The 23,906-nt window shown below is 68.6% G+C and carries 21 protein-coding genes; 12 read left to right on the top strand and 9 right to left on the bottom strand.

Features of this window, described 5'->3' with window-relative positions; translation table 11 throughout:
• Positions 1-7: 7 nt before the first annotated feature.
• Positions 8-745: an MmpS family transport accessory protein gene (locus AWC08_RS05945; protein WP_069433359.1), complete on the bottom strand. Its 738-nt coding sequence runs from the start codon at positions 743-745 to the stop codon at positions 8-10.
• 215 nt (positions 746-960) lie between these two features.
• Between AWC08_RS05945 and AWC08_RS05940 the strand changes: the two genes are divergently transcribed.
• On the top strand, positions 961-1,221 hold the full coding sequence (locus AWC08_RS05940; RefSeq protein ID WP_065133013.1) for a DUF3107 domain-containing protein: 261 nt from the start codon (positions 961-963) through the stop codon (positions 1,219-1,221).
• Here the strand turns inward: AWC08_RS05940 and AWC08_RS05935 are convergent.
• Entirely contained in the window at positions 1,218-1,904 is a 687-nt protein-coding gene (locus tag AWC08_RS05935; protein ID WP_065133012.1) for an HTH-type transcriptional activator FasR, read from the bottom strand. The genes AWC08_RS05940 and AWC08_RS05935 overlap by 4 nt on opposite strands.
• Positions 1,905-2,085: 181 nt before the next feature.
• On the opposite strand from AWC08_RS05935, the gene AWC08_RS05930 reads away from it, so the two are divergent.
• The 3 genes from AWC08_RS05930 (at position 2,086) to AWC08_RS05920 (ending at position 5,593) form a co-directional block, all read left to right on the top strand.
• Positions 2,086-3,120 (top strand): DUF3152 domain-containing protein, encoded by a 1,035-nt coding sequence (locus tag AWC08_RS05930; RefSeq protein ID WP_069433360.1) that lies wholly within the window; start codon positions 2,086-2,088, stop codon positions 3,118-3,120.
• 94 nt (positions 3,121-3,214) lie between these two features.
• The gene (gene moeZ / locus AWC08_RS05925; RefSeq protein ID WP_065133010.1) at positions 3,215-4,393 is read left to right on the top strand and encodes an adenylyltransferase/sulfurtransferase MoeZ; all 1,179 of its coding nucleotides are present in this window, start codon (positions 3,215-3,217) and stop codon (positions 4,391-4,393) included.
• Positions 4,394-4,738: 345 nt separating this feature from the next.
• Positions 4,739-5,593 carry a TIGR02569 family protein gene (locus tag AWC08_RS05920; protein ID WP_065133009.1) on the top strand — a complete coding sequence of 285 codons (855 nt, stop codon included), beginning with the start codon at positions 4,739-4,741 and terminating at the stop codon, positions 5,591-5,593.
• Here AWC08_RS05920 and AWC08_RS05915 read toward each other — a convergent pair.
• Positions 5,590-5,892 carry an MGMT family protein gene (locus tag AWC08_RS05915; RefSeq protein ID WP_065133008.1) on the bottom strand — a complete coding sequence of 101 codons (303 nt, stop codon included), beginning with the start codon at positions 5,890-5,892 and terminating at the stop codon, positions 5,590-5,592. The two genes, AWC08_RS05920 and AWC08_RS05915, sit on opposite strands and share 4 nt — an antisense overlap.
• Before the next feature lie 2 nt (positions 5,893-5,894).
• On the bottom strand, positions 5,895-6,629 hold the full coding sequence (locus AWC08_RS05910; RefSeq protein WP_069433368.1) for an alpha/beta fold hydrolase: 735 nt from the start codon (positions 6,627-6,629) through the stop codon (positions 5,895-5,897).
• A 116-nt stretch (positions 6,630-6,745) separates the two neighbouring features.
• Between AWC08_RS05910 and AWC08_RS05905 the strand changes: the two genes are divergently transcribed.
• The 4 genes from AWC08_RS05905 to nudC are packed head-to-tail and all read left to right on the top strand — an operon-like array spanning position 6,746 to position 15,102.
• On the top strand, positions 6,746-9,835 hold the full coding sequence (locus tag AWC08_RS05905; RefSeq protein WP_069433362.1) for an ATP-dependent helicase: 3,090 nt from the start codon (positions 6,746-6,748) through the stop codon (positions 9,833-9,835).
• Positions 9,832-13,080 (top strand): ATP-dependent helicase, encoded by a 3,249-nt coding sequence (locus AWC08_RS05900; protein ID WP_069433363.1) that lies wholly within the window; start codon positions 9,832-9,834, stop codon positions 13,078-13,080. Before AWC08_RS05905 ends, AWC08_RS05900 begins: the two co-directional genes overlap by 4 nt.
• A gap of 10 nt (positions 13,081-13,090) precedes the next feature.
• Positions 13,091-14,176 (top strand): potassium channel family protein, encoded by a 1,086-nt coding sequence (locus AWC08_RS05895; RefSeq protein WP_065133715.1) that lies wholly within the window; start codon positions 13,091-13,093, stop codon positions 14,174-14,176.
• 8 nt (positions 14,177-14,184) lie between these two features.
• Positions 14,185-15,102: an NAD(+) diphosphatase gene (gene nudC / locus AWC08_RS05890; protein ID WP_065133716.1), complete on the top strand. Its 918-nt coding sequence runs from the start codon at positions 14,185-14,187 to the stop codon at positions 15,100-15,102.
• Between the two features lie 6 nt (positions 15,103-15,108).
• Here the strand turns inward: nudC and AWC08_RS05885 are convergent, their stop codons facing one another.
• On the bottom strand, positions 15,109-15,753 hold the full coding sequence (locus tag AWC08_RS05885; RefSeq protein WP_069433364.1) for a sensor domain-containing protein: 645 nt from the start codon (positions 15,751-15,753) through the stop codon (positions 15,109-15,111).
• A gap of 68 nt (positions 15,754-15,821) precedes the next feature.
• Positions 15,822-16,067, bottom strand: a complete 246-nt coding sequence (gene mrx1, locus AWC08_RS05880) for a mycoredoxin Mrx1 (protein WP_065133718.1) — start codon at positions 16,065-16,067, stop codon at positions 15,822-15,824.
• 99 nt (positions 16,068-16,166) lie between these two features.
• Between mrx1 and AWC08_RS05875 the strand changes: the two genes are divergently transcribed.
• Both AWC08_RS05875 and AWC08_RS05870 read left to right on the top strand, forming a co-directional pair.
• A complete protein-coding gene (locus AWC08_RS05875; RefSeq protein WP_167544937.1) occupies positions 16,167-18,266 on the top strand; it encodes an ATP-dependent DNA helicase UvrD2 in 2,100 nt (699 codons plus the stop codon).
• A gap of 370 nt (positions 18,267-18,636) precedes the next feature.
• Positions 18,637-18,900, top strand: coding sequence for a WhiB family transcriptional regulator (locus tag AWC08_RS05870; RefSeq protein ID WP_082986300.1), 264 nt, complete (start codon positions 18,637-18,639; stop codon positions 18,898-18,900).
• A 7-nt stretch (positions 18,901-18,907) separates the two neighbouring features.
• Here the strand turns inward: AWC08_RS05870 and AWC08_RS05865 are convergent, their stop codons facing one another.
• On the bottom strand, positions 18,908-20,248 hold the full coding sequence (locus AWC08_RS05865) for a macrolide-binding ATPase MABP-1 (protein ID WP_065133738.1): 1,341 nt from the start codon (positions 20,246-20,248) through the stop codon (positions 18,908-18,910).
• Positions 20,249-20,373: 125 nt separating this feature from the next.
• Between AWC08_RS05865 and AWC08_RS34975 the strand changes: the two genes are divergently transcribed.
• Positions 20,374-20,547 (top strand): hypothetical protein, encoded by a 174-nt coding sequence (locus AWC08_RS34975; protein ID WP_142283426.1) that lies wholly within the window; start codon positions 20,374-20,376, stop codon positions 20,545-20,547.
• Here the strand turns inward: AWC08_RS34975 and AWC08_RS05860 are convergent.
• Together AWC08_RS05860 and AWC08_RS05855 are read right to left on the bottom strand one after the other, a co-directional pair.
• Entirely contained in the window at positions 20,544-21,359 is an 816-nt protein-coding gene (locus AWC08_RS05860; protein ID WP_065133739.1) for a cyclodehydratase, read from the bottom strand. The genes AWC08_RS34975 and AWC08_RS05860 overlap by 4 nt on opposite strands.
• A gap of 63 nt (positions 21,360-21,422) precedes the next feature.
• Entirely contained in the window at positions 21,423-22,772 is a 1,350-nt protein-coding gene (locus AWC08_RS05855) for a zinc-dependent metalloprotease (protein ID WP_065133720.1), read from the bottom strand.
• 96 nt (positions 22,773-22,868) lie between these two features.
• Here AWC08_RS05855 and AWC08_RS05850 point away from each other — a divergent pair, with 96 nt between their 5' ends.
• On the top strand, positions 22,869-23,891 hold the full coding sequence (locus AWC08_RS05850; protein ID WP_065133721.1) for a YlbL family protein: 1,023 nt from the start codon (positions 22,869-22,871) through the stop codon (positions 23,889-23,891).
• The last annotated feature ends 15 nt before the right edge of the window (positions 23,892-23,906 follow it).

The raw sequence follows: 23,906 nt of genomic DNA, 5'->3' as shown, positions 1-23,906 counted from the left end.
ACCGGATTCAGCGGGTGCAGGTCGCCAAGGCGGAATTGTTGGTCGACGCCTTCACCAGCTGACCCTGCGCGTTGACGATCGAGCAGTTCAACTGGCCGTAGATGCTGGTGGCGATCACCGATTCGGTCTGCACGCCGGGATTGAGCACGACAACCTTGGTCCAGGGCAACGCGACGTTGAATTCGGTCACCGGAAAGCCGCGTGCGTCCGTGTAGGCGACGTTCACCAGGTCGAAGAGCGCCTTGTTGCCGGTGACGCTGTAGATGACGGTGCGTGGATTGATCGTCGCGCCCGGGGGAACGGCCGTCGGGGCCGGCGCAGCGCTGGGCAGCCGGGTGGGCGGCGCCGCCGTTTTGGTCGGCGCGTTGCCAGGGGTCAGGGTGGTGACCGTCTCCGGTGGCAGCGGCGCGCCGGATGGGGTCGGCGGAGCACTGGTGGACGCGCTCGGCGGCGCACTGGATCGGGGGGCCGTGACGGCCGTCCTGGGGGCCGGCAGCCCCACCGTCGCCTTGGTGGTGGCGCTGTCCCCGCTGTTGATGATCACCGCAGTGGCGATCGCGCCGATCGCGACGATGGCGCCGATGAACAACGCGACCGGGCGCCAGCGGCGGTCGGTGGGCCACGCCCATTCTTCTTCGTCGGCGGGCTGATCCCAGCTATCGGTGTCGGGGTCGTCGTCGAAGTCCTCGCCGTAGCCGTCTACGCGCGGTTCGTCGCCCGGGAACTCCTTGAGGTCTCGGACGATGTCGTAGAGGGTGTCACGGATGGTACTGATGGGGCCGATGTTAATGACGTGAACTGCTCGTCGCCGGGGCAGAACGAAGGCTAGACCGAATCGTGACGGGTTTGTTCACTAACCGCGAACTGCCGGTTCGGGGGCGGGGCGCTGTGCCAGTCCGGCCCGTCCACTAGCCTGCTGCACAGACGCCTGCGATGAAAACGCCAACGGAAGGGGCCCCCGTGGAGGTCAAGATCGGTATCACGGACAGTCCGCGCGAGCTGGTGTTCTCCAGTACGCAGACGCCCGGCGAGGTCGAAGAACTCGTCGGCGCCGCATTGCGCGACGACGCTGGTCTACTGAGCCTGAACGACGAGCGCGGCCGGCGCTTCCTGATCAACTCGGCCAAGATCGCTTACGTCGAGATCGGTGTCGCGGACGCGCGCCGGGTGGGTTTCGGCGTCGGCGCCGAAGCCGTGGCCGCCAAAGCTGCCAAGGGTTAGGAACGAGCGAGCGGCACGTGTGACAGTCCGCCCCAGGCGAACTGCACCGTGCCCTCGACCGCGTCGGACTTCGAGATCGGGCGATCCGAGTCCAGCCAGTAGCGGGCGCAGTCGACGCTCATGCCGACCAGTCCGACCGCGATCATCCGGGCGCGATGCGGGTCCAGGCCCGAGTCCTCGGCGATGAGCGCGAAGACCGCGTCGATGCACGATTCGGTGGCCGCCCGCACCTGGGCGGCGACCTCGGGCTCGGTGACGTAGTCGTTCTCGAAGATCAGCCGGTAGCCCTGGCTGTCGTGCTCGATGAAGTCGAAGAAGGCCTGCACCGCGCAGTGCAGTCGGCGCCGGTTGTCGGTGGTGCGGGCCAGCGCCTGCTGCACGCCGCAGACCAGATTTTCCACGTGCCGATTCAGCACTGCCAGGTATAGTTCCAGCTTGCTCGAAAAGTGTTGGTATAGAACGGGTTTGCTGACTCCAGCGCGGTCGGCGATCTCGTCCATGCCGGCCGCGTGGTAGCCGCTTTCCACGAAGACGTCGCTGGCGACGATGAGCAGTTGGCCGCGGCGCTCGTCACGGGGCAACCGATTACCCCTGCGGTTGGAGACCGGAGCGCCTTCAATCGGCCGAACACCGTCGGCCGATCTGACGGCACGTCGCTGCGCCGTCTTGGCTAGCTCGCTCATCGTCCTCGATCCGGTCGCATCGGCTGGCGACCATTCATCATCCCCCGCGGCCGCGCTTTGTCTTGCCATGACCTTACTACCTGGGGACTACCTGCGGTGTTAGGTCGATGTGAAGCGGGCCGGCGCGTTTTTCGGGCGCGCCAGGGCCGGTTGCCCGCAGTTGCTGTGCCATCCTGGGGAAATGACGTCCCAGTGGCCGCCCCGCGGTACCGGTCGCGCGCCAGTGCTGCGTGACGACCGGCGGGAGCCGCTGCGCGCCCAGCGTGACCCACTCGGACAGAGCGCCGGGAGGGTGCGCGCGGATCGGGACCGGCCGCGCCAATGGCGCAAGCAAACCTGGCTGGGGCGGTTCGTGTCCACCTACGGCTGGCGGGCCTACGCGCTGCCCCTGCTGACGGTGCTCACCCTGATCGTCGTCTACCAGACGGTGACCGGGACCAGCACGCCCAAGCCGGCGGCGCACGCGATTCACAAGGAGCCGCCCACCATCGGCGCGGTGGGCACGTCGATCATCGACACGCCGCCACGCGGGCTCGTCGCGTTCGACGCGAACCTGCCGGCGGGCACGCTGCCCGAGGGCGGGCCCTACACCGAGGCGGGGGACAAGACCTACCGCGTCATCCCGGGTGGCACCCCGCAGGTCGGTCAGGGCACCGGCAAGGTGTTCCGCTACACCATCGAGATCGAGAACGGCATCGATCCGAACATGTACGGCGGCGACAACGCGTTCGCGCAGATGGTCGACATGACCCTGGACAATCCCAAGGGCTGGACCCACAACCCGCAGTTCGCGTTTGTCCGGATCGACGCAACCAGTGCGAGCAAACCGGACTTCCGCGTCTCGCTGGTATCACCGGTTTCGGTGCGCGAGGGCTGCGGCTATGAGTTCCGGCTTGAAACGTCCTGCTACAACCCGTCTTTCGGATCAGATCGGCAGTCGCGGGTTTTCATCAACGAGGCGCGCTGGATCCGCGGAGCCGTTCCGTTCGAGGGCGACATCGGTTCTTACCGGCAGTATGTGATCAACCACGAAGTGGGTCACGCCATCGGCTATGTGAAGCACGAGCCGTGCGATCAGCAAGGTGCTCTGGCGCCGGTGATGATGCAGCAGACGTTCTCCACGTCCAATGACGACGGGGCCAAGTTCGATCCCGATCAGGTCAAGGCCGACGGCAAGACGTGCCGGTTTAATCCCTGGCCGTATCCAATCGCCTAGTTGGCGCGAGCAGACGCAAAAGCACCCGTTTTCGCTCCGAAATTGGTGCATTTGCGTCTGCTCGCGAGTGGCTGGATCGCCTAACCTCAGTGATGTGACGCCATCGTTGCCGCCGCTTGTCGAACCCGCCGCCACGCTCAGCCGTGAGGAGGTGGCCCGCTACAGCCGCCACCTGATCATTCCCGACCTGGGGATGGACGGGCAGAAGCGGCTGAAGAAGGCCCGCGTGCTGGTGATCGGCGCCGGGGGACTCGGATCGCCGACGTTGCTGTATCTGGCGGCCGCCGGAGTCGGCACCATCGGAATCGTTGACTTCGACGTGGTCGACGAGTCCAACCTGCAGCGACAGATCATCCACGGCACGGCCGATGTCGGACGCTCCAAGGCGCAATCGGCGCGCGACTCGATCGTGGCGATCAATCCCCTGATCGAGGTGCGTCTGCATGAGTTCCGGCTCGAGGCCGACAACGCGGTCGAGCTGTTCAGCCAGTACGACCTGATCCTGGACGGCACCGACAACTTCGCCACCCGGTATCTGGTCAACGACGCCGCGGTGCTGGCCGGCAAGCCCTACGTATGGGGCTCGATCTACCGATTCGAGGGCCAGGCCTCGGTTTTCTGGGAGGACGCACCCTACGGGCTGGGACTGAATTACCGGGACCTGTACCCGGAGCCGCCGCCGCCGGGCATGGTCCCGTCATGCGCCGAGGGCGGTGTGCTGGGCATCATCTGTGCCTCCATCGCATCGGTCATGGGGACCGAGGCGATCAAGCTGATCACCGGGATCGGCGAGACCCTGCTAGGCCGGTTGATGATCTACGACGCGCTGGAAATGAGCTACCGCACCATCCGGATCCGCAAAGACCCGTCGACGCCCAAGATCACCGAGCTGATCGACTACGAACAGTTCTGTGGCGCGGTGTCCGAGGATGCCGCCGCGGCGACCAGCGGATCGACCATCACGCCGCAGGAGCTGCGCGCGATGCTGGATGCCGGCAAGAAGCTGGCGCTGATCGACGTCCGCGAGCAGGTGGAGTGGGACATCGTGCACATCGACGGGGCGCAGTTGGTGCCGAAGGGGCAGATCGTCTCTGGTGAGGGTTTGGCGCAGTTGCCACAGGACCGTCCGACGGTGCTCTACTGCAAGAGCGGGGTGCGGTCGGCGGAGGCGCTGGCCGCGGTAAAGCAGGCCGGGTTCTCCGATGCGGTGCATCTGCAGGGCGGGATCGTCGCGTGGGCCAGGCAGATCGAGCCCGACATGGTCGTGTACTAGGCGGTCCAGCGCACGTCATCAGCCGCTCCGGAGGCGTTGCGCACCGGGTATTTGCAAGAAACGCAGGAACCGGCATGGACCCATGGATCGATTTGGCAGTCCTCGACGCACAACCGGCGGTCGGCCCGCAGATGCTATTTCGACTAGCGGATGGCTTTACGGTGACGCGGCGCCGGCGCAAACGGCGTAACCGGCGGCAATGGCGGCAACGCGGGCACGGGAACCGAAAACGGGCCCCTCGCCCTCGCCCCGACAGCCGGTGCCGGCTCAACTGAATCCACCTCGCCCGTCGCGCTCTCAGCGCGTCGTTCCGACGCGACTTGGCCCTCGATTAGGCTGACCGCTGTGACTGTCGAGCCGCCGCCCGAGCATGTAATGGCGGCGTTCGGTTTGACCGGCGTCCAGCCCGCGCCTCTGGGAGCCGCCTGGGAAGGCGGCTGGCGATGCGGTGAAGTGGTGTTGTCGATGGTGGCCGACAATGCCCGCGCGACGTGGTCGGCGCGGGTGCGGGAGACGTTGTTCGTCGACGGTGTCCGCCTGGCCCGGCCGGTCCGTTCCACCGACGGGCGCTACGTGGTGTCCGGCTGGCGGGCCGACACGTTCGTCGCAGGCGCCCCGGAAGCTCGCCACGACGAAGTCGTGTCGGCCGCCGTTCGTCTGCACGAGGCCACCGGCAAACTCGAGCGCCCCCGATTCCTCACCCAGGGGCCCACCTCGCCGTGGGCCGACGTCGACGTCTTCATTGCCGCCGACCGCGCCGCCTGGGAGGAACGACCGCTGCAATCGGTCCCTCCCGACGCGCGGACCGCCCCGTCGTCCGCGGACGCGCAGCGATCCGTCGAGTTGATCAATCAGCTTGCGACACTTCGCAAGCCGACCCGCAGCCCTAACCAACTGGTGCACGGAGACCTCTACGGCACCGTACTTTTCGCAGGCACCGCACCACCGGGCATCACCGACATCACCCCCTACTGGCGACCCGCATCGTGGGCGGCCGGTGTGGTGGTGGTCGACGCACTGTCGTGGGGTGAGGCCGACGACGGCCTCATCGAACGGTGGAGCGCGTTGCCCGAGTGGTCGCAAATGTTGTTGCGCGCGTTAATGTTCCGCCTGGCGGTACACGCGCTGCACCCGCGGTCCACCGCCGAGGCGTTTCCGGGTCTGGCGCGCACCGCGGCCATGGTCCGGATGATTCTCTAGTCCTCGAATTCGTGGCGGACCTCGCTCAGCGCGATCCGCCCGTCGGTCGACAGCACGCCCTCCGCGCGCAGCAGCTCGAGCTGGCGGGTGGTCAGATGCGCGGCGGGGCGTCCCGATGCGGTGATCACGCGGTGCCAGGGCAGGTCCGCGGAGTCGGTGCGCATGATCCAGCCGACGATGCGCGGGCTGGAAAGTCCTGCCGCAGAAGCGATGTCACCGTAGGTGGACACCCGACCCGATGGGATGGCCGCCACCAGCGAGCGCACCCGCTCGATCTGCTCGTCTGTCACCGCCGCCACTGTCAGACCGTCTGAAGGCGCTTACGGACCAATGCGGCAACGTCATCGGGTTTGGCGTGCGGCACCATGTGATCGCATTCGTAATCCAGCAGCTCGAAATCGTCACCCAGCCGTTCCCGCAGTCCCGCGATCAGCTCGTCGCTGACATAGGGCGGCGACGTCCATGTCGCACGCACCAGCGTCGTCGGCACCCCCGCCGGCGGCAACACCGCCTCGCGTGCCAGCTCACTCCAATAGGACATCATCGCGGGCAAGCTGATCCGCCAGCCGTAGCGCCCGTTGGGCAGCTGCACCAGGTGTTCGTCGACATCGGCATCGAGCACCGCCGGATCCACGTCGGCCCACACTCCGCCGCCCTTCTCCTGGCGCGCCTCGGCCCGTTCGGCGTAGTCCGGGGAGGCGAACATCGCCTCGGCGATCTCTGCCATCCATTGCCCGTCCAACCCGATTGCGGGATCCAGCAGCAGCAACGACGAAACCAGGTCCGACCGGGCCGCCGCCAGGTGCATCGCCACCGCGCAGCCGAAGGAATGGCCCACCACCAGCACCGGCGCCTCGGCCTGCGCCTCGAGCAGCGCTGCCAGCGCGGCGACGTTGGCGTCGATGGTCCACGGCGCGGCCCACGATGAGCGGCCATGCCCGATCAGGTCGGGTGCAGCCACCGCGATCTCGGACACGTAGTCCGCGAAGTGCTGCCAGCGCTGCCCGTGGCCGGTCAAGCCGTGCAACGCCAGCATCTGGATCGGGCCGGACGGGCCGAAGCGGTGCACATGAAGGGTCACGCTTCGATGATGCCAGTCGGTATCGGGCCTGGTCGCGGCAACTTGTCGGAGGCTGGTGATTGCATGCGGTCATGCCGATGCAGTGGGATCCCCAAACGCGCGAGGTGTTGCAGCGCGGGGTGCGCGGACAGGTGCGCATCCTGGGCGGCCCGGGCACCGGCAAGAGCACCTTGCTGGTCGAGGCCGCGATCGCACACATCGCAGCGGGTGTCGCGCCGGAATCGGTTCTGCTGCTGAGTAGTTCGGGCCGTATGGGGTTGCGCGAACGCAGCGCTCTGACCCGGGCATTGCTGGGATCGAGTAGGGCGGGAGCAGTGCGCGAGCCGTTGGTGCGCACGCTGCACAGCTACGCCTACGCGGTGCTGCGCAGGGCCGCCGAACGGGCCGGCGACCCGCCGCCGCGGCTGCTCACCAGCGCCGAACAAGACGCCATCATCCGGGAGCTGCTGGCCGGCGACGCCGAGGACGGCAATCGGTGGCCCGAGCACCTGCTGCCGGCGCTGCGCACCACCGGGTTCGCCAATGAATTGCGAAACTTGTTGGCGCGCTGTGCAGAGCGCGGTCTGGACCCCCAGCAACTGGAGCGGCTGGGCCGTCGCTGCAACCGTCAGGAGTGGGCCGCGGCCGGTCAGTTCGCCCGACAGTATGAGCAGGTGATGCTGCTGCGCGCGGCGGTCGGCACGGCGGCGCCGCAGGCGACGGCGCCGGCACTGGCCGCCGCCGAGCTGGTCGGCGCGACATTGGAAACCCTGGCGGTCGACCCGGAATTGCTGGCCGCCGAACGCGCCCGGGTCCGGCTGCTTCTGGTCGACGACGCCCAGCAGCTCGATCCGCAGGCGGCGCAACTGGTCCGGGTCCTGGCGTCGGGCGCCGAAACCGCGCTGATCGCCGGCGACCCCAACCAGGCTGTCTTCGGCTTTCGGGGCGGCGAATCAGCCGGATTGCTCGACGTCGACGGTCCCGCGGTGACGCTTACGACGTCGCATCGCTGCGCGCCTGCCGTTGCCCGCGCAGTCAGCGGCATCGCCGGCCGACTTCCCGCCACTAGCGCCGGCCGATGCATCGAGGGCACCGGGAGCGACGAAGGAGTCGTCACGGCGCGGCTGGCCGCCTCGGCGCATGCCGAGACGGCGTTGATCGCCGACGCCCTACGACGCGCGCATCTCGTCGAGGGCGTGCCGTGGTCGCAGATGGCGGTGATCGTCCGATCGGTGCCGCGTGCCGGCGCCAGGCTGCCCCGCGCCCTCGCCGCCGCCGGCGTCCCGGTCGCGATACCCGCAATCGGCGGGTCGCTGTCCGAGGAGCCGGTGGCCCGCACGTTGCTCACCGTCCTTTCCGCCACGTCCGACGGCCTCGACGGCAACCAGGCCCTGGCGTTGCTGTCCGGGCCGATCGGCCGGGTCGACCCGGTCTCACTGCGGCAGCTGCGCAGGACCCTGCAGCGCGGCCGGCCGGACGCTTTTGCCGGCCTGCTGGTGGAGGTGCTGACCGGCGACGAGCCGCTGTCCGGGCCGCAGTCCGGTGCGCTGAGACGGGTACGTGCGGTGCTGGCCGCTGCCGCCCGCTGTCACCGCGACGGCCAAGACCCGCGCTACACCCTGTGGGCGGCGTGGCACCGCAGCGGCCTGCAGAAGCGCTGGCTGGCGACTATCGAGCGCGGCGGCCCCGCGGGCGCCCAGGCCACCCGGGACCTCGAAGTCGTGACCGCCCTGTTCGACGTCACCGACGCCTACGTCGCGCGCACCTCAGGAGCGTCCCTGCGTGGACTCGTCGAGCACGTCGAGGCGCTGCAACTGCCGCCCGTTAGCCGTGATTCGGGCCCCGCCCCCCAGCAGGTCAGGGTGCTCAGTGCGCACGCGGCGCTGGGACAGGAATGGGACGTGGTGGTCATAGCCGGGCTACAGGACGGATTGTGGCCCAACACAGTTCCGCGCGGCGGCGTGCTGGCCACCCAGCGACTGCTCGACGAACTCGACGGGGTTGGCGGTGACGCCTCGGTCCGCGCGCCGCTGCTGGCCGAGGAGCGTCGGTTGCTGGTTGCCGCAATGGGCCGAGCCAGGCGGAAGTTATTGGTGACGGCGATCGACAGCGACGCCGGCGGTAGCTGCGGGGAGGCTGCGCTGCCGTCGCCGTTCTTCTTCGATATCGCACAGTTCGCCGGTGAGGAAACCGTTGCGACACAACCCGTTTGCGCGCCGCGCGTGCTGTCTGCCGCGGCGGTGGTGGGCCGGTTGCGGTCGGTGGTGTGCGCACCCGACGGCGCGGTCGAGGAACCGGTTCGCGTCTGTGCCGCAACACAATTGGCCCGCTTGGTCGAGGCCGGGGTAGCGGGCGCTGATCCGCGCGTCTGGCACGGTTTGGTCCCGGTCAGCACCAGCGCTCCGTTGTGCGACAGCGACGACTTGGTCACGCTGACGCCGTCCACCCTGCAGACGCTCACTGACTGCCCGCTGCGCTGGCTGGCCGAACGGCACGGCGGAACCAACCCACGGGAGCTGCGCTCGGCCATCGGTTCGGTGATCCACGCACTCATCGCCGAACCCGGCGAGACGGAAACCCAGCTACTGGCCGAGCTGGACCGGGCCTGGCAGCACCTGCCGTTCGCCGCCGAGTGGCACTCGGCCAACGAACTCACCCGGCACCGGGCGATGATTGCGGCATTCATCGAGTGGCGCGCGCAGACGCGCACCGAGCTGACCGAGGTCGGCGTCGAAATCGCCGTCGACGGAGTCCTGGAAACGGCGCGCAGCGACGGGGGCCAGGTCCGGCTGCGCGGCCGTGTCGACCGGCTGGAACGCGACGCCGCCGGCCGGTTGGTGATCGTCGACGTCAAGACGGGAAAAAGCCCGATCAGCAAGGACGACGCCCAGCAGCACGCCCAGTTGGCCATGTATCAGCTGGCCGTCTCCGAAGGCCTGATCGCAGCCGGTGATGAGCCAGGCGGAGCCCGGTTGGTCTATCCCGGCAAGACCGGGGCGGCCGGTGCCGCTCAACGCGAACAGGATCCGCTCACCCCCCAGGCCCGGGAGCAGTGGCGCGAAGTCATCCGGCAGGCCGCCGAGGCGACGGCCGGTCCGCAGTTCGTCGCCCGGCGCAACGACGGCTGTTCGCACTGCCCGCTGCGACCGTCCTGCCCCGCCCACGACGGGTCCGCCTCGTGAGCCCGCGCTACAGTCCCGCTGAATTGGCCACCGCGCTGGGCGTTTTCCCGCCCACCGAGGAACAGGCGGCGGTGATCGCCGCGCCGCCGGGCCCGCTCGTCGTCATCGCGGGAGCCGGGGCCGGCAAGACGGAGACCATGGCCGCACGGGTGGTGTGGCTGGTCGCCAACGGTTACGCCGAACCCGGCCAGGTGCTCGGCTTGACCTTCACCCGCAAGGCCGCCGGACAACTGTTGCGCCGGGTGCGCTCGCGGCTGGCCCGGCTGTCGGGGGTGGGTGTGGGGTCGGACGACGGTGCACCGACGGTCAGCACCTACCACGCCTTCGCCGGTTCGCTACTACGGGAGTACGGCCTGCTGCTGCCCGTGGAACCAGACACCCGGTTACTCACCGAGACCGAGCTGTGGCAGCTGGCATTCGACGTGGTCAACGGCTACCCGGGCCGGCTCGACACGGACAAGACTCCGGCCGCCGTCACCGCCCTGCTGCTCCGGTTGTGGGGCCAGCTCACCGAGCACCTGGTCAGCACCGACCAGCTCCGCGACACCCATCTGGAGTTGGAGAGGCTGGTGCACACCCTGCCCGCCGGACCCCGGCAGGGCGATCGAGGTCCCAACCAATCGCTGCTGCGCATGCTGGCGACCCAGACGCAGCGCGCCGAACTGGTGCCGCTGCTGGATGCGCTGGCCGAACGCATGTGCACCGCGAAGGTGATGGACTTCGGCATGCAAATGGCGTCCGCGGCCAGGCTGGCGGCAAGTTTTCCGCAGGTGGGGCAGGAACTGCGTAGCCGCTACCGGGTGGTGCTGCTCGACGAGTACCAGGACACCGGGCACTCGCAGCGCATCGCCTTGTCGTCGCTGTTCGGCGGCGGCGTCGACGACGAGCTGGCATTGACCGCGGTCGGCGACCCCATCCAGTCGATCTACGGCTGGCGCGGCGCCTCGGCGACCAACCTGCCGCGGTTCACCACCGACTTCCCGCTGGCCGACGGCTCCCCGGCGCCCACCTTGGAACTGCGGACCAGCTGGCGCAACCCGCCCAGCACGTTGCACCTGGCCAACGCCGTATCCGCCGAGGCGCGACGGCGCTCGGTCGCCGTGCGGCCGTTGCGGCCGCGCCCAGACGCGCAGCCGGGCACGGTTCGCTGCGCGCTGTTACCCGACGTGGCGGCCGAGCGCGACTGGATCGCCGACCACCTCCAGGAGCACTACCGCGCGGCCTGTGACGAGGGGGTCGCGCCGCCTACGGCCGCGGTCCTGGTCCGCCGCAACGCCGACGCCGCCCCCATCGCCGACGCGCTGCGGGCGCGAGGGATTCCGGTGGAAGTCGTCGGTCTGGCCGGCCTGTTGTCTGTTCCCGAGGTTGCCGATGTGGTGGCCATGCTGCGCCTGGTCGCCGACCCCATGGCCGGTGCCGCTGCGATGCGGGTGCTCAGCGGTCCGCGCTGGCGCCTCGGCGGTCGCGACATCGCCGCGCTGTGGCGGCGCGCCCAGGAACTCGACGGCGGTGCGGCCCGGACCGCCGAACCGCTCTCGGCCGAGGCGATCGCCCAAACGGCCGGCCCCGACGCCGACTGTGCCTGCCTGGCCGACGCCATCTCCGACCCCGGCCCCGCCGACCGCTATTCGACAGTTGGATACCAGCGGATCGCAGCGTTGGCCGCCGAACTGACAGCGCTACGTGGGCATCTGGGCTACTCGCTGCCAGACCTGGTCGCCGAGGTGCGCCGCGTACTGGGGGTCGATTGCGAGGTACGCGCCACCGCCACCGGGCAGTGGTCCGGCGCCGAACATCTCGACGCCTTCGCCGATGAGGTCCTCGGTTATGCCGAGCGAGCCGGCGTTGCAGCCAAGGCCTCGGTGGCCGGCCTGCTCGCGTATCTGGACGTCGCCGCGGAAGTGGAGAACGGTTTGACACCCGCGCAGCCGATCGTGGCACGCGACCGCGTCCAGGTGCTCACGGTGCACGCGGCCAAGGGCCTGGAGTGGCAGGTGGTGGCGGTGGCGCACCTGTCAGGCGGTACCTTCCCCTCGAACGCATCTCGAAGCAGCTGGCTGACCGACGCCGGAGAGCTGCCGCCGCTGCTGCGCGGCGATCGCGCCGCGACCGGCGCGCTCGGCATCCCGGTCCTGGACACTTCGGCTGTCACCAACCGAAAGCAATTGTCGGACAAGATTTCTGAGCATCGCGCCCAGCTCGATCAGCGACGGGTCGACGAGGAGCGCCGACTGCTTTATGTAGGCGTCACCCGGGCCGAGGACACCCTGCTGGTATCCGGGCACCACTGGGGAGCCACCGGCATCAAGCCGCGCGGCCCATCGGAATTCCTGTGTGAACTCAAGGATGTCATCGACGAGTCCGGGCGGTCCGGCCGGCCGTGCGGGATCGTCGAGCACTGGGCGCCGCCGCCCGCTGACGGTGAGCGGAACCCGCTGCAGGACAACGTGATCGAAGCGGTCTGGCCGGTCGACCCGTTGTCGCGGCGGCGGGCAGATGTCGAGCGCGGAGCCGCGCTGGTCATAACCGCCAAGTCAACCGAGACGCAGACCACCGCCGACGTCGAAGGCTGGGTGGCCGACGTCGACGCGCTGCTGGCCGAGCGCGCTCGGGCGGCCCAGCCGCCGCAGCGCGCCTTGCCGAGCCAGCTGTCGGTCAGCGGCCTGGTGGAGCTGGCGCGTGACGCCGAAGCGGCGGCGCAGCGGCTGATCTATCGGCTTCCCACCCGGCCGGACCCACACGCGTTGCTGGGCAACGCTTTTCACTCGTGGGTGCAGCAGTTCTACGGGGTCGAATTGCTGTTCGACCTGGGGGACCTGCCTGGCGCGGCGGACTCCGATGCGGGCGACCCGCAAGAGTTGGCCACGCTGCAGCAGGCATTCGCCGCATCGCCGTGGGCGGCCCGCACCCCGATCGCGGTCGAGGTGCCGTTCGAGATGCCGATCGGCGACACCGTGGTGCGCGGGCGCATCGACGCGGTATTCGCCGACGCGGACGGCGGAGTCACCGTCGTGGACTGGAAGACCGGTGAGCCGCCGCGCGGTGTGGAGGCCAGGCGCCACGCCGCCGTCCAACTGGCGGTCTACCGGTTGGCGTGGGCCGCCCTGCACGGCTGCCCGGAATCGTCGGTGCGCACCGCCTTCTACTACGTGCGCAGCGGGACCACCGTCGTGCCTGATGAGCTCGCTGATGCCGACGAGTTGAGCATGCTGCTGGTCGACTCCGGTCGCCCCACCATCGCCTGATCGTGGTTACATGACTTCCGTGGCGAAAGGGAGCTGGCGGCGGCTGCGGCGTCTGGATGAGAGGCTGACCGTTCAGCCCAGCTACGCCCTCGTCGGCGTGCTGCGCATCCCCCAAGGTCATGCCAGTCCCGCCCGCATCATCTCCCGCCGGGTGAGCATCGCCCTGGTGGCGCTGTTGGTCGGCGCCGTCACCGTCTACCTGGACCGCGACGGCTATCACGATTCGCAGGGCGACAGCCTGACGTTCCTGGACTGCCTGTATTACTCGGCGGTGACGCTGTCGACGACCGGCTACGGCGACATCACGCCAGTCTCGGAATTCGCCCGCGCGACGAACGTCCTGATCATCACTCCGCTGCGTATCGCATTCCTGATCTTGCTCGTCGGCACGACGCTCGAGGTCGTCACCGAAACATCGCGGCAGGCGTTCAAGATCCAGCGTTGGAGGAACAGAGTGCGCAACCACACCGTCGTCATCGGCTACGGGACCAAGGGCAAGACGGCGATCAGCGCCATGCTCAGCGACGAGGTGCCCCCCGGCGAAATCGTCGTAGTCGACACCGACCGGGCCGCCCTGGAGCGGGCCGCATCAGCAGGACTGGTCACCGTGCACGGCGACGCCACGAAATCCGACGTATTGCGGCTGTCCGGCGCCCAGCACGCCGCCTCGATCATCGTCGCCGCCAACCGGGACGACACCGCGGTGCTCGTCACCCTGACGGCGCGGGAGATTTCGCCCAAGGCCAAGATCGTCGCCTCCATCCGTGAGGCCGAGAACCAGCATCTGCTGCAGCAATCCGGCGCCAACTCGGTGGTGGTGTCCTCCGAGACCGCGGGCCGGCTGCTCGGCCTGGCCACCACCACCCCCAGCGTCGTGCAGATGATCGAGGACCTGCTCACTCCGGACCAGGGTCTGGCCATCGCCGAGCGGGAGGTGGAGCAGTCCGAGGTGGGCGGATCCCCGCGGCATCTGCGCGACATCGTGCTCGGCGTGGTCCGCGCTGGGCAGTTGCTGCGCATCGGTGCGCCCGAGGTGGACGCCATCGAGGCAGGCGACCGGCTGCTCTTCGTCCGGCACATCGCAGACGAACGATAGGCAACTACGTGGACTTTCGGCTGCGTGACGTTCCGCTGTTGTCCCGGGTCGGCGCCGACCGCGCCGACCAGCTGCGCACCGACATCGACGCCGCCGCGGCCGGCTGGCCCGACGCCGCTCTGCTGCGCGTCGATTCCCGCAACCAGGTGCTGGCCGCCGGCGGCAAAGTAGTGCTCGGCCCGGCGGCCGCGCTGGGCGACAAACCACCCGCCGAAGCGGTGTTCCTGGGCCGCATCGATGCCGGGCGCCACGTCTGGGCGATCCGGGGCCCGCTGCAGCCCCCTGACGACGGGGAAGTCGAGGTGCTGGATCTGCGCAGGCTCGGACGCATCATCGACGACACCAGCAGCCAGCTGGTGTCCTCGGCGTTGGCTCTGTTGAACTGGCACGACAGCGCCCGATTCAGCCCGGTCGACGGCACACCCACCAAACCCGCGCGCGCCGGCTGGGCGCGCGTCAACCCGCTCACCGGCCACGAAGAGTTTCCCCGCATCGACCCGGCGGTCATCTGCCTGGTCCACGACGGCGGCGACCGTGCGGTGCTGGCCAGGCAGACGGTCTGGCCGCAACGGATGTTCTCCCTGCTGGCCGGCTTCGTCGAGGCCGGCGAGTCGTTCGAAGTCTGTGTTGCCCGGGAGATTCGTGAGGAAATCGGCCTGACCGTGCGCGACGTGCGCTACCTCGGCAGCCAGCCCTGGCCGTTCCCGCGCTCGCTGATGGTCGGGTTCCACGCCCTGGGCGACCCGGACGAGCCCTTCTCGTTCAACGACGGCGAGATCGCCGAAGCGGCCTGGTTCACCCGCGACGAGATCCGGGCGGCACTCGACGCCGGCGACTGGTCCAGCGGATCCGAGTCCAAACTGCTTCTGCCGGGGTCGATTTCGATCGCCCGGGTGATCATAGAATCGTGGGCGGCCGGGGACTGATGACCGCTACTTGATCCGGTCGCAGATGTTGTCCAGGATCGTGCTGGCAATCCGCTCGGCCGGTTCGATGCCCAGCACGCCGACCGACATCAACACCGACTTGCGGGCCCGATACTGGTGACTCCACCCATTGTCGGTGATCCGCAGGCTCAGCGGATCCGGCTTGTCCAGCTTGAAGCCGTACTTCGGGTCGTTCAATGCCAGGCAAGCATTCAGTGAGGCTTCCAGCTGGTCGAGGGCGGACCGGGCTGCCTGGGCGTCGGGGTAGATCGCGACGGCCTGACTGACCGAATCCTTCATGGTGCGGCCACCCGGGTCGAGGTCGTCGGTCACTCCGCTGTAGCCGGCGCTGCGGAACTCCGTCCAGCCGGCGGCGAAGGTGAGATCGCTGGTGCCCGCAGCCCGGCAGGGCCCGGGTGCGTTGACGTCACCGGCCGGCGGATGGTTCAGGTTCGCGTGGGCATGGGTGGTGAGTTCTTCGTAGTTGGCGATGCGCCGCACGTCTTCCACGCTGACGATCAGCGCGTCGACTCCCGTGCTCGCCGAAGTGCTCGGAGCTGCCGGGGTGTTGCTGCGCTGTGAGCAGCCGGTCAGCGCGGCGAGCGCACACAGCACGACGACAATCGCCCGCCCCACCAGCGCCGCTGCCATAGTCCTTATCGTAGGGGCGACCGGACTCGGGAGTGGGCACCAATCGCGCTTCCGTGTCGGCGCCGCGGTCAGCCGGCGAGCTTCGCCTTGACCTCACTTGCGCTCGGATTGGTCATCGTCGACCCGTCGGCGAACTTCACCGTCGGCACGGTCCGGTTGCCCCCATTGACGGAGCTGACGAAATCGGCTGCCGCGGAATCCTGTTCGATGTCGACTTCGTCGTAGGCGATGCCCTGGGCCTTGAGCGCCGTCTTGAGCCGGAAGCAGTAGCCACACCAGCTGGTGGTGTACATGGTCAGCGCAGCGTTAGTCATGACTGGATAACCTAGCCCGGTGGCGATCCATTCCAGGCTCGGCCCGCCGAGCGACGAGCCACGCCCGGTTTGTCGGCAGGCACTGCCAAGATGGACGGCATGCCGGTGATGGCCGATCCCCTTATCGCGGGGCTGGACGACGAGCAGCGCGAAGCCGTGCTGGCCCCGCGCGGCCCGGTCTGCGTCCTGGCCGGTGCCGGAACCGGCAAGACGCGCACCATCACGCACCGCATCGCCCAGCTGGTCGCCGGCGGACACGTCGCTGCGGGGCAGGTGCTGGCGGTCACCTTCACCCAGCGTGCGGCGGGAGAGATGCGCTCCCGGCTGCGCGCGCTGGACGCGGCGGCGCGCAACGACTCGCGCGTCGGCACGGTACAGGCCCTCACCTTCCACGCCGCCGCGCACCGCCAGCTGCGCTACTTCTGGCCCCGGGTGGTCGGCAACACCCGCTGGGAGCTGCTGGACACCAAGTTCGCCGTCGTTGCCCGCGCGGCCAGCCGCTGCCGGTTCAACGTCTCCACCGACGACGTGCGCGACCTGGCCGGGGAGATCGAGTGGGCCAAGGCGTCACTGATCACCCCGGAGCAGTACGCGGGGGCGGTGGCGGGCGCCGGCCGGGACATTCCGCTGGACGCCGAGAAGGTGGTGGCCGTCTACACGGCCTACGAGGCACTCAAGGTCCGTGACGAGGACGTCACGCTGCTCGATTTCGACGACCTGCTGCTGCACACCGCCGCGGCGATCGAGAACGACGCCGCGGTGGCCGCCGAATTCCGGGACCGGTACCGCTGCTTCGTGGTCGACGAGTATCAGGACGTCACCCCGTTGCAGCAGCGGGTGCTCTCGGCCTGGCTGGGCGACCGCGACGATCTGACCGTCGTCGGCGACGCGAATCAGACCATCTACTCGTTCACCGGCGCCTCGCCCCGCTTTCTGCTGGACTTCTCGCGGCGCTTCCCCGACGCCACCGTGGTCCGGCTGGAACGCGACTACCGCTCCACTCCGCAGGTCGTCTCGCTGGCCAACCAGGTGATCGCCGCGGCCCGCGGCCGGGTGGCGGGCAGCAAACTGCAGCTGATCGGTCAGCGCGAGCCGGGACCGGCGCCGTCCTTCCGCGAGCATCCCGACGAGCACACCGAGGCCGCCGCGGTGGCCGCCTCCATCGCGCAGCTGATCGAAAACGGCACGGCGCCATCGGAAATCGCGATCCTCTACCGGGTCAACGCGCAGTCCGAGGTCTATGAGGAGGCGTTGACCGAGGCGGGCATCGCCTACCAGGTCCGCGGCGGAGAGGGCTTTTTCAACCGCCAGGAAATCAAGCAGGCCTTGCTGGCGCTGCAACGCGCGGCGGACCGCGGTGCCGAGGGCGCCTTGGCCGACGTCGTTCGCGGCGTCCTGGAACCACTCGGGCTCACGACGGAGCCGCCCGCCGGCACCAAGGCCCGCGAACGCTGGGAAGCCCTGACCGCGCTGGCCGAACTGGTCGATGACGAAGTGGCGCAGCGTCCCGGACTGGAGCTGCCCGGGTTGGTGGCCGAGTTGCGCCTGCGGGCCGATTCCCGCCACCCACCGGTGGTGCAGGGCGTCACGCTGGCTTCCCTGCACGCCGCCAAGGGTCTGGAGTGGGACGCGGTGTTCCTGGTCGGTCTGGCCGACGGCACGCTGCCCATCTCACACGCCCTGGCGCACGGGCCCGACAGCGAGCCGGTCGAGGAGGAACGCCGACTGCTCTACGTCGGAGTCACCAGGGCCAGAGAGCATTTAGCGCTGAGTTGGGCGCTGGCGCGGTCCCAGGGTGGCCGGCAGAGCCGCAAGCCGTCCCGGTTCCTCAACGGCATCGCCCCGCAGACCCGGGTCGAGGCCGCACCCGGGAAGTCGCGGCGCAATAAGGGTCCGGCGCGCTGCAGGGTCTGCAACAAAGACCTGTCAACACCGGCGGCCATCATGTTGCGGCGGTGTGAAACCTGCGCCGGGGACGTCGACGAGGAGCTGCTACTACAGCTCAAAGACTGGCGTCTGGCAGCCGCCAAAGAACAGAACGTGCCGGCCTACATCGTGTTCAGCGACAACACCCTGATCGCGATCGCGGAGCTGCGGCCCACCGACAACGCGTCGCTGATCGCCATCCCCGGCATCGGGGCCCGCAAGCTCGAACAGTACGGACCCGAGGTGCTCGAGCTGGTCCGCCAAGCCAATTGAAAGCGGCATATCCGCAGGTCAGAAAATCGGTTGCCGATCACGGCTGGTACGGTTTAGTCTCGTAACCGCATTTTGCCCGCTGCTGGTAGCGCATTTGGAAGGAGGGTGGCCAGCGATGATTTCGATGGATTGGTACGGCGTACGCACCGCCACCCGCCATGCCGCCGCTAGCCCGGCGGCAGCGGTGAAGCACCGTGTCGCCGCCGTGACTGGAGCGTCCGTGAGGCTCAACGTAGAGACGTAAACGCTTTTCGCCCTATGGCCACGGACCCCTAGTCGATCCGTGGCCATTGTTGTCTCAACAGACAACTTCCCTGGTCCGGATCAACGCAAAAGGACAGCCAACCGACCAGGAAGCAGGTGAAAGGACATGTCGGCCTCGACAGTCCCTAGACCGACCCAGCCGGCCCTGCCGTGTCATGCCGGCGATCCCGACCTATGGTTTGCCGAAACCCCGGCCGACCTCGAACGCGCCAAGACGCTCTGCGTGCACTGTCCGGTGCGGCGCCAGTGCCTGGCCGCGGCTCTGGAGCGTGCCGAGCCGTGGGGTGTGTGGGGCGGCGAGATCTTCGAGCGGGGCTCGGTTGTCGGTCGTAAGCGTCCCCGAGGGCGGCCTCGTAAAGAGGCCGCCTGACGGGCGTCTACACCACTACAGCGTCCGGCTCGGCGAAGCCGGGAATCAGCTCCTCCGACAAAGCCTTGATCGGCACCGTCGCATCCAGCTGGCACAGGATCGCGGCCACCGATGCGATCACCCGCATCGGGATCGCCAGCTTGGGCGGCAGATCCATCTGCCGGGCCGTCTTGATCTGGGCCACCGAGCGGTCGAACTGGCTGACCGTCATCCGCTGCAGCCACTTGCGGGTGTAGTGGAACTCCTCGACCTCGATCGGTTCGACGTACTGGCGCAGCATCTCGTCGATCTCGCGGACCGACACCTGCTGACCCTTCTGAATGAATCCGACCTTCTCCATGGTCGGCAACAACAGGTCGTAGTTCTTGTCGCGGGCCAACCGGATGGTCATGCCGAGCTCGATGGGGTAGCCGCCGGGCAACGGCGCGACGGCGCCGAAGTCGATGACTCCCATCCGCCCGTCGGGCAACAACATGAAGTTGCCCGGGTGGGCGTCACCATGCAGCATCTCCAGCCGACGGGGCGCGTCGAAGGTCAGTTCCAGCAGCCGAATGCCGATCAGGTCACGTTCCTCGCGGGAGCCGTGCCGGATGATCTCGGCCATGTGCTTACCGTCGATCCATTCCTGGATCACCACCTTCGGCGCACTGGCCACCACGTGCGGCACCGCGAAGTGGGGGTGGCCCTCGTACGCCTTGGCGAACCTGCGCTGGTTGTCGGCTTCCAGGCGGTAGTCCAGCTCCATTTCGGTGCGTTCGATCAGCTCGTCGACCACGCCCTGCACGTCGGCGCCGGGGGACAGCTGCTTGAACACCCCGACCATGCGCTGCATCGTCTTGAGGTCGGCGCGCAGTGCCTCGTCGGCGCCCGGGTACTGGATCTTGACGGCCACCTCGCGCCCGTCGGACCAGATGGCCTTGTGGACCTGGCCGATGCTCGCCGAGGCGACGGGGGTGTCGTTGAAGGAAGCGAAGCGTTCCCGCCACTTGGTGCCCAATTGCGCGTCGAGAACCCGGTGCACCTTGGCGGCGGGCAGCGGCGGCGCGTCCTTCTGCAGCTTGGTCAGCGCTTCGCGGTACGGCTCACCGAACTGCTCGGGAATGGCCGCCTCCATGACTGACAGCGCCTGCCCGACCTTCATCGCGCCGCCCTTCAGCTCGCCCAGGACGGTGAACAGCTGGTTGGCCGCCTTCTCCATCAGCTCTGCGTTGACCTCGTCCTTGGACTTACCGGTCAGCCGCTTGCCGAACCCGAGAGCCGCCCGGCCGGCCATGCCGACCGGCAGGCTGGCTAGCTTTGCGTTGCGGGCTGCGCGGCCGCGCTTGATGTCTGACACATACCCCATCATCCACGACGGCCCGCGCATCGTCTGCATTGAATTGAATCGTTGTTCTTTTCAGATATGTAGTCTCTTCGGGTCGCGCATCCGTGCGACGCATCGAACTCACGTCCGGAGGGTGGACCGCAACAGCCATGGCAGCCAAACAAGCGCAGCACGACGCCGCCGACGCCTTGTTCCGAGCGATCATCGAGACGTTGGACAAGCACCGCAACGAGCGCACCCTCGACGAGCACGTACTGGACGCCCTGGGCCGGGCATATGCGTCGATCTCCACGAGCGTTCCGGAGCAGGGTCGCCTCGGCTAGCAGGCACACAGCGGATGCCGGGTCCACGGCCGGGCCATGATCGTGCTCGCCCGTAGGTCGAACTCCAACGTGGCGTTGAGCGCCGCCGGGGGATCGGGCCGCTGCCCGCGCACCGCGGCGATCACCTGATTGACCTGGCTGAGTGCCAGCGCAGCGGTCGCCAGCATGGTGGCGCGATCGGCGACCCCGATGGTGTCGCGCAGCTGAGCTGCGATGGCCGGCCACGCCGCGTCGCGGTCGCGCCGGTGCAAGTCAGCGCAGCCCAGGCAGCTGGTCATCCCGGGCAAGACCAGCGGCCCCACCAGGCCGGTGCCGTCGCGGACCCGAACCGGAAGGTGCGGGACACCTGCGTTGTGCAGGTCCCGGACCACGCGCGGATCGGCCACCAGGAAGTCTGTCAACACCACCAGGTCGGCGGTGGCGGTGGTGACCATGGCGTGGGGCCGGCTGCTGTGCCCGGTCCGGACGCCCGAGGAGCGCAGGGCCTGTACCAGCAGGTCAGATAGCGGGCCCCGGCCGTGAACCCGGACGGAAGCCGCCCGCCCGGTCGGGGTGCCCTCCCCGCGGGTGGCCACGCCCGCCTCGACCAGCCCCGTGACCAGATCCGTGAGGTCGGCACCGGCCTGGCGCTGCAGTTCGGTCAGCGACACCGGCGATCGCATGGACCGCAGTAACGCGGCCAGACTCGGCGCGCTCAGCTCACCGGGAGGCCGGACCAGCACCGCGCGACGGGGATCCCAGCCCACCTGCACCACACCGTCGGGCCGTAACAGCACCGGCATCGCCGGATCGAGCGCATACAGGGACGGCATGACCAGCAACTGTGGCACGCCAGGCGGCAACGCCTCGCTCAGTTATCCACAGGGGCCCTCGGCTCAGTTATCCGCGGGACCCGGATCGTCGAGTTCGGCGTTCAGGTCGGAAAGGGCCTCGTCGATCCCGCTGGTGTCGCCACCGATCACGCGGTCGATGAACGCCGCGGGGTCGTCGAGGTCGTCGGACCCGGGCAGCAGGTCGGGGTGCTGCCAGACGGCGTCGCGCGCGTCCATGCCCGCGGCCTCCGTCAGCCGCTGCCACAACGCAGCGGCCTCGCGCAGTTTGCGCGGCCGCAGCTCCAGCCCGACCAGGGTCGCGAACGTCTGCTCGGCGGGGCCGCCGCTGGCCCGGCGCCGGCGCAGCGTCTCGCTCAGCGCCGCCTCCCCGGGCAGCCGCTCACCCAGTGCGGCGGTCACCACCGTCTGCACCCAGCCCTCGATCAGGGCGAGCAGCGTCTCGAGCCGTTCCAGCGCCTGTGTCTGCGCGGGTGTCGCCTTCGGTTCGAAGACGCCCTGGCTCAGCAGCTGCTCCATGGCGGCCGGATCGGCGAGCGATGCCGGATTGAAATCGCGGGCCAGCTCCTCGATGCCGGTCATGTCGATCTGCATGCCCGCGGCGTAAGCCTCGACGGCCCCCAACAACTGGCTGGACAGCCACGGAACGTGGCTGAACAGGCGGTGGTGCGCGGCCTCCCGGGCCGCCAGGAAGGTCATGATCTCGCTGCGCGGCTGCTCAAGGCCCTGCGCGAAGGATTCCACCGCGTCCGGCAGGAGCGCGGCGACCCCTTTGGGGCCGAGCGGGAGACCGATGTCGGTGGACGTCAGCACCTCTTTTGACAGCCGGCCCAATGCCTGGCCGAGCTGAGAGCCGAATGCGATGCCGCCCATCTGGGACATCATCTGCAGCAGCGGGCCGGCCATGCTCTTGGCCTCTTCCGGCAGCGATTGCGCCCACACGGACGAGATCTGCTGGGCCATCGGATCGCACAGCCGCTTCCAGGTACCCAAGGTGTTCTCAACCCAGTCCGACGGGCTCCAGCCGACCGCCTTGGTAGTGCCCTCGGGTAGTGCCGTCGCGCCGTTCAGCCACGTCTCGGCCAGATGAACCGCATCGCCGATCGCCGAGTTGGTGGTGGCGGGGATCGGTGCGACGAACCCGATCGAACTCGTGGCAACCTGGCGGGCCAGGTCGTAGTTCACCGGGCCGGCGTCCTTGCCCGAACTCATCGCGCTGCCCACACCACCGAACATCTCGCCCAGGCGGGTGAACAGCTGGCCGAGGTTGGCCATGTCGAAATCGCCGCCGAAGCCGAAGGGGTTGTTGCCTGCGCCGGCATTGGGATCGTTCTTCTCGCGCTTCTCGCGGTCGGGGTCATCTCCACCGGAGAAGCCGAAAGGCAGGTCAGCCATACGGTCAACCGTACTGCCCGCACCGACGGAAAGCGCGAGGCACCGTCACGCTCTCAGCTGAACGTCGCCGCGGCGGTGCCGGTTAGGGTAAGCGGCGTGAACAGGCGGATTTTGACCTTGATGGTCGCGCTCGTGCCGATCGTGGTCTTCGGGGTGCTGCTTGCGGTGGTGACGGTGCCGTTCGTGTCCCTGGGCCCGGGTCCGACATTCGACACCCTCGGGGAGGTCGACGGCAAGCAGGTCGTGCAGATCGAGGGCACCCAGACGCACCCGACGACCGGTCACCTGAACATGACGACGGTCTCGCAGCGCGACGACCTCACCCTGGGCGAAGCGATGAGCCTGTGGATCTCGGGTCAGGAGCAGCTGGTGCCGCGTGACTTGATCTATCCCCCCGGCAAATCACGCGACGAGGTCGACCAAGCCAACAACGCCGATTTCAAGACCTCCGAAGACAGCGCCCAATACGCCGCCCTGGGTTACCTGAAGTATCCGGAAGCCGTCACCGTCGCCTCGGTCACCGACCCTGGCCCGTCGGCCGGCAAGCTGAAGCCCGGCGACGCCATCGACGCGGTCGACCGCACGCCGGTGGCCAACGTCGAGCAGTTCACCTCGCTGCTGAAGAAAACCAAGCCCGGCCAGGTGGTGACCATCGACTATCGCCGCAAGAACGAACCGGCCGGCATCGCCGAGATCACCCTGGGAACCAACAAGGACCGCGATTACGGATTCATGGGCGTCGCGGTGCTCGACGCACCGTGGGCGCCCTTCACCGTCGACTTCAACCTGGCCAACATTGGTGGCCCCTCGGCCGGGCTGATGTTCAGCCTCGCCGTGGTGGACAAGCTCACCACCGGTGACCTGGCGGGTTCGACGTTCGTCGCCGGCACCGGCACGATCACCGTCGACGGCAAGGTAGGCCCCATCGGCGGAATCACCCACAAGATGGCCGCGGCGCGCGCGGCCGGCGCCTCGGTGTTCCTGGTACCCGCCAAGAACTGCTATGAGGCGATGTCCGACATCCCGTCCGGGCTGAAGCTGGTGAAGGTGGAAACGCTCGGTTCCGCGGTGGACGCCCTGCACGCGATGACGTCGGGGGGCGCGACTCCGAGCTGCTAGCCGAGCTGCCATCGC

The organism is Mycobacterium gordonae (genome assembly GCF_002101675.1).
GTDB classification, from domain to species: Bacteria; Actinomycetota; Actinomycetes; order Mycobacteriales; family Mycobacteriaceae; genus Mycobacterium; species Mycobacterium gordonae.
The sequence above is the reverse complement of the archived record's forward strand: the minus strand, read 5'-3'. Positions and strand labels throughout refer to the sequence as shown.

Excerpts from the sequence above, each read along its gene's own strand:
- AWC08_RS05870 (WP_082986300.1), top strand. The coding sequence starts at position 18,637 with ATGTCGGCCTCGACAGTCCCTAGACCGACCCAGCCGGCCCTGCCGTGT.
- AWC08_RS05910 (WP_069433368.1), bottom strand. The coding sequence starts at position 6,629 with ATGCTGGCGTTGCACGGCTTGACCGGCCACGGGCAGCGCTGGCAGCAC.
- mrx1 (WP_065133718.1), bottom strand. The coding sequence starts at position 16,067 with ATGACTAACGCTGCGCTGACCATGTACACCACCAGCTGGTGTGGCTAC.
- AWC08_RS05905 (WP_069433362.1), top strand. The coding sequence starts at position 6,746 with ATGCCGATGCAGTGGGATCCCCAAACGCGCGAGGTGTTGCAGCGCGGG.
- AWC08_RS05865 (WP_065133738.1), bottom strand. The coding sequence starts at position 20,248 with ATGATGGGGTATGTGTCAGACATCAAGCGCGGCCGCGCAGCCCGCAAC.
- AWC08_RS05895 (WP_065133715.1), top strand. The coding sequence starts at position 13,091 with ATGACTTCCGTGGCGAAAGGGAGCTGGCGGCGGCTGCGGCGTCTGGAT.
- AWC08_RS05860 (WP_065133739.1), bottom strand. The coding sequence starts at position 21,359 with ATGCCGTCCCTGTATGCGCTCGATCCGGCGATGCCGGTGCTGTTACGG.
- AWC08_RS05935 (WP_065133012.1), bottom strand. The coding sequence starts at position 1,904 with ATGAGCGAGCTAGCCAAGACGGCGCAGCGACGTGCCGTCAGATCGGCC.
- AWC08_RS05930 (WP_069433360.1), top strand. The coding sequence starts at position 2,086 with ATGACGTCCCAGTGGCCGCCCCGCGGTACCGGTCGCGCGCCAGTGCTG.
- AWC08_RS05885 (WP_069433364.1), bottom strand. The coding sequence starts at position 15,753 with ATGGCAGCGGCGCTGGTGGGGCGGGCGATTGTCGTCGTGCTGTGTGCG.
- AWC08_RS05855 (WP_065133720.1), bottom strand. The coding sequence starts at position 22,772 with ATGGCTGACCTGCCTTTCGGCTTCTCCGGTGGAGATGACCCCGACCGC.
- AWC08_RS05875 (WP_167544937.1), top strand. The coding sequence starts at position 16,167 with ATGCCGGTGATGGCCGATCCCCTTATCGCGGGGCTGGACGACGAGCAG.
- AWC08_RS34975 (WP_142283426.1), top strand. The coding sequence starts at position 20,374 with ATGGCAGCCAAACAAGCGCAGCACGACGCCGCCGACGCCTTGTTCCGA.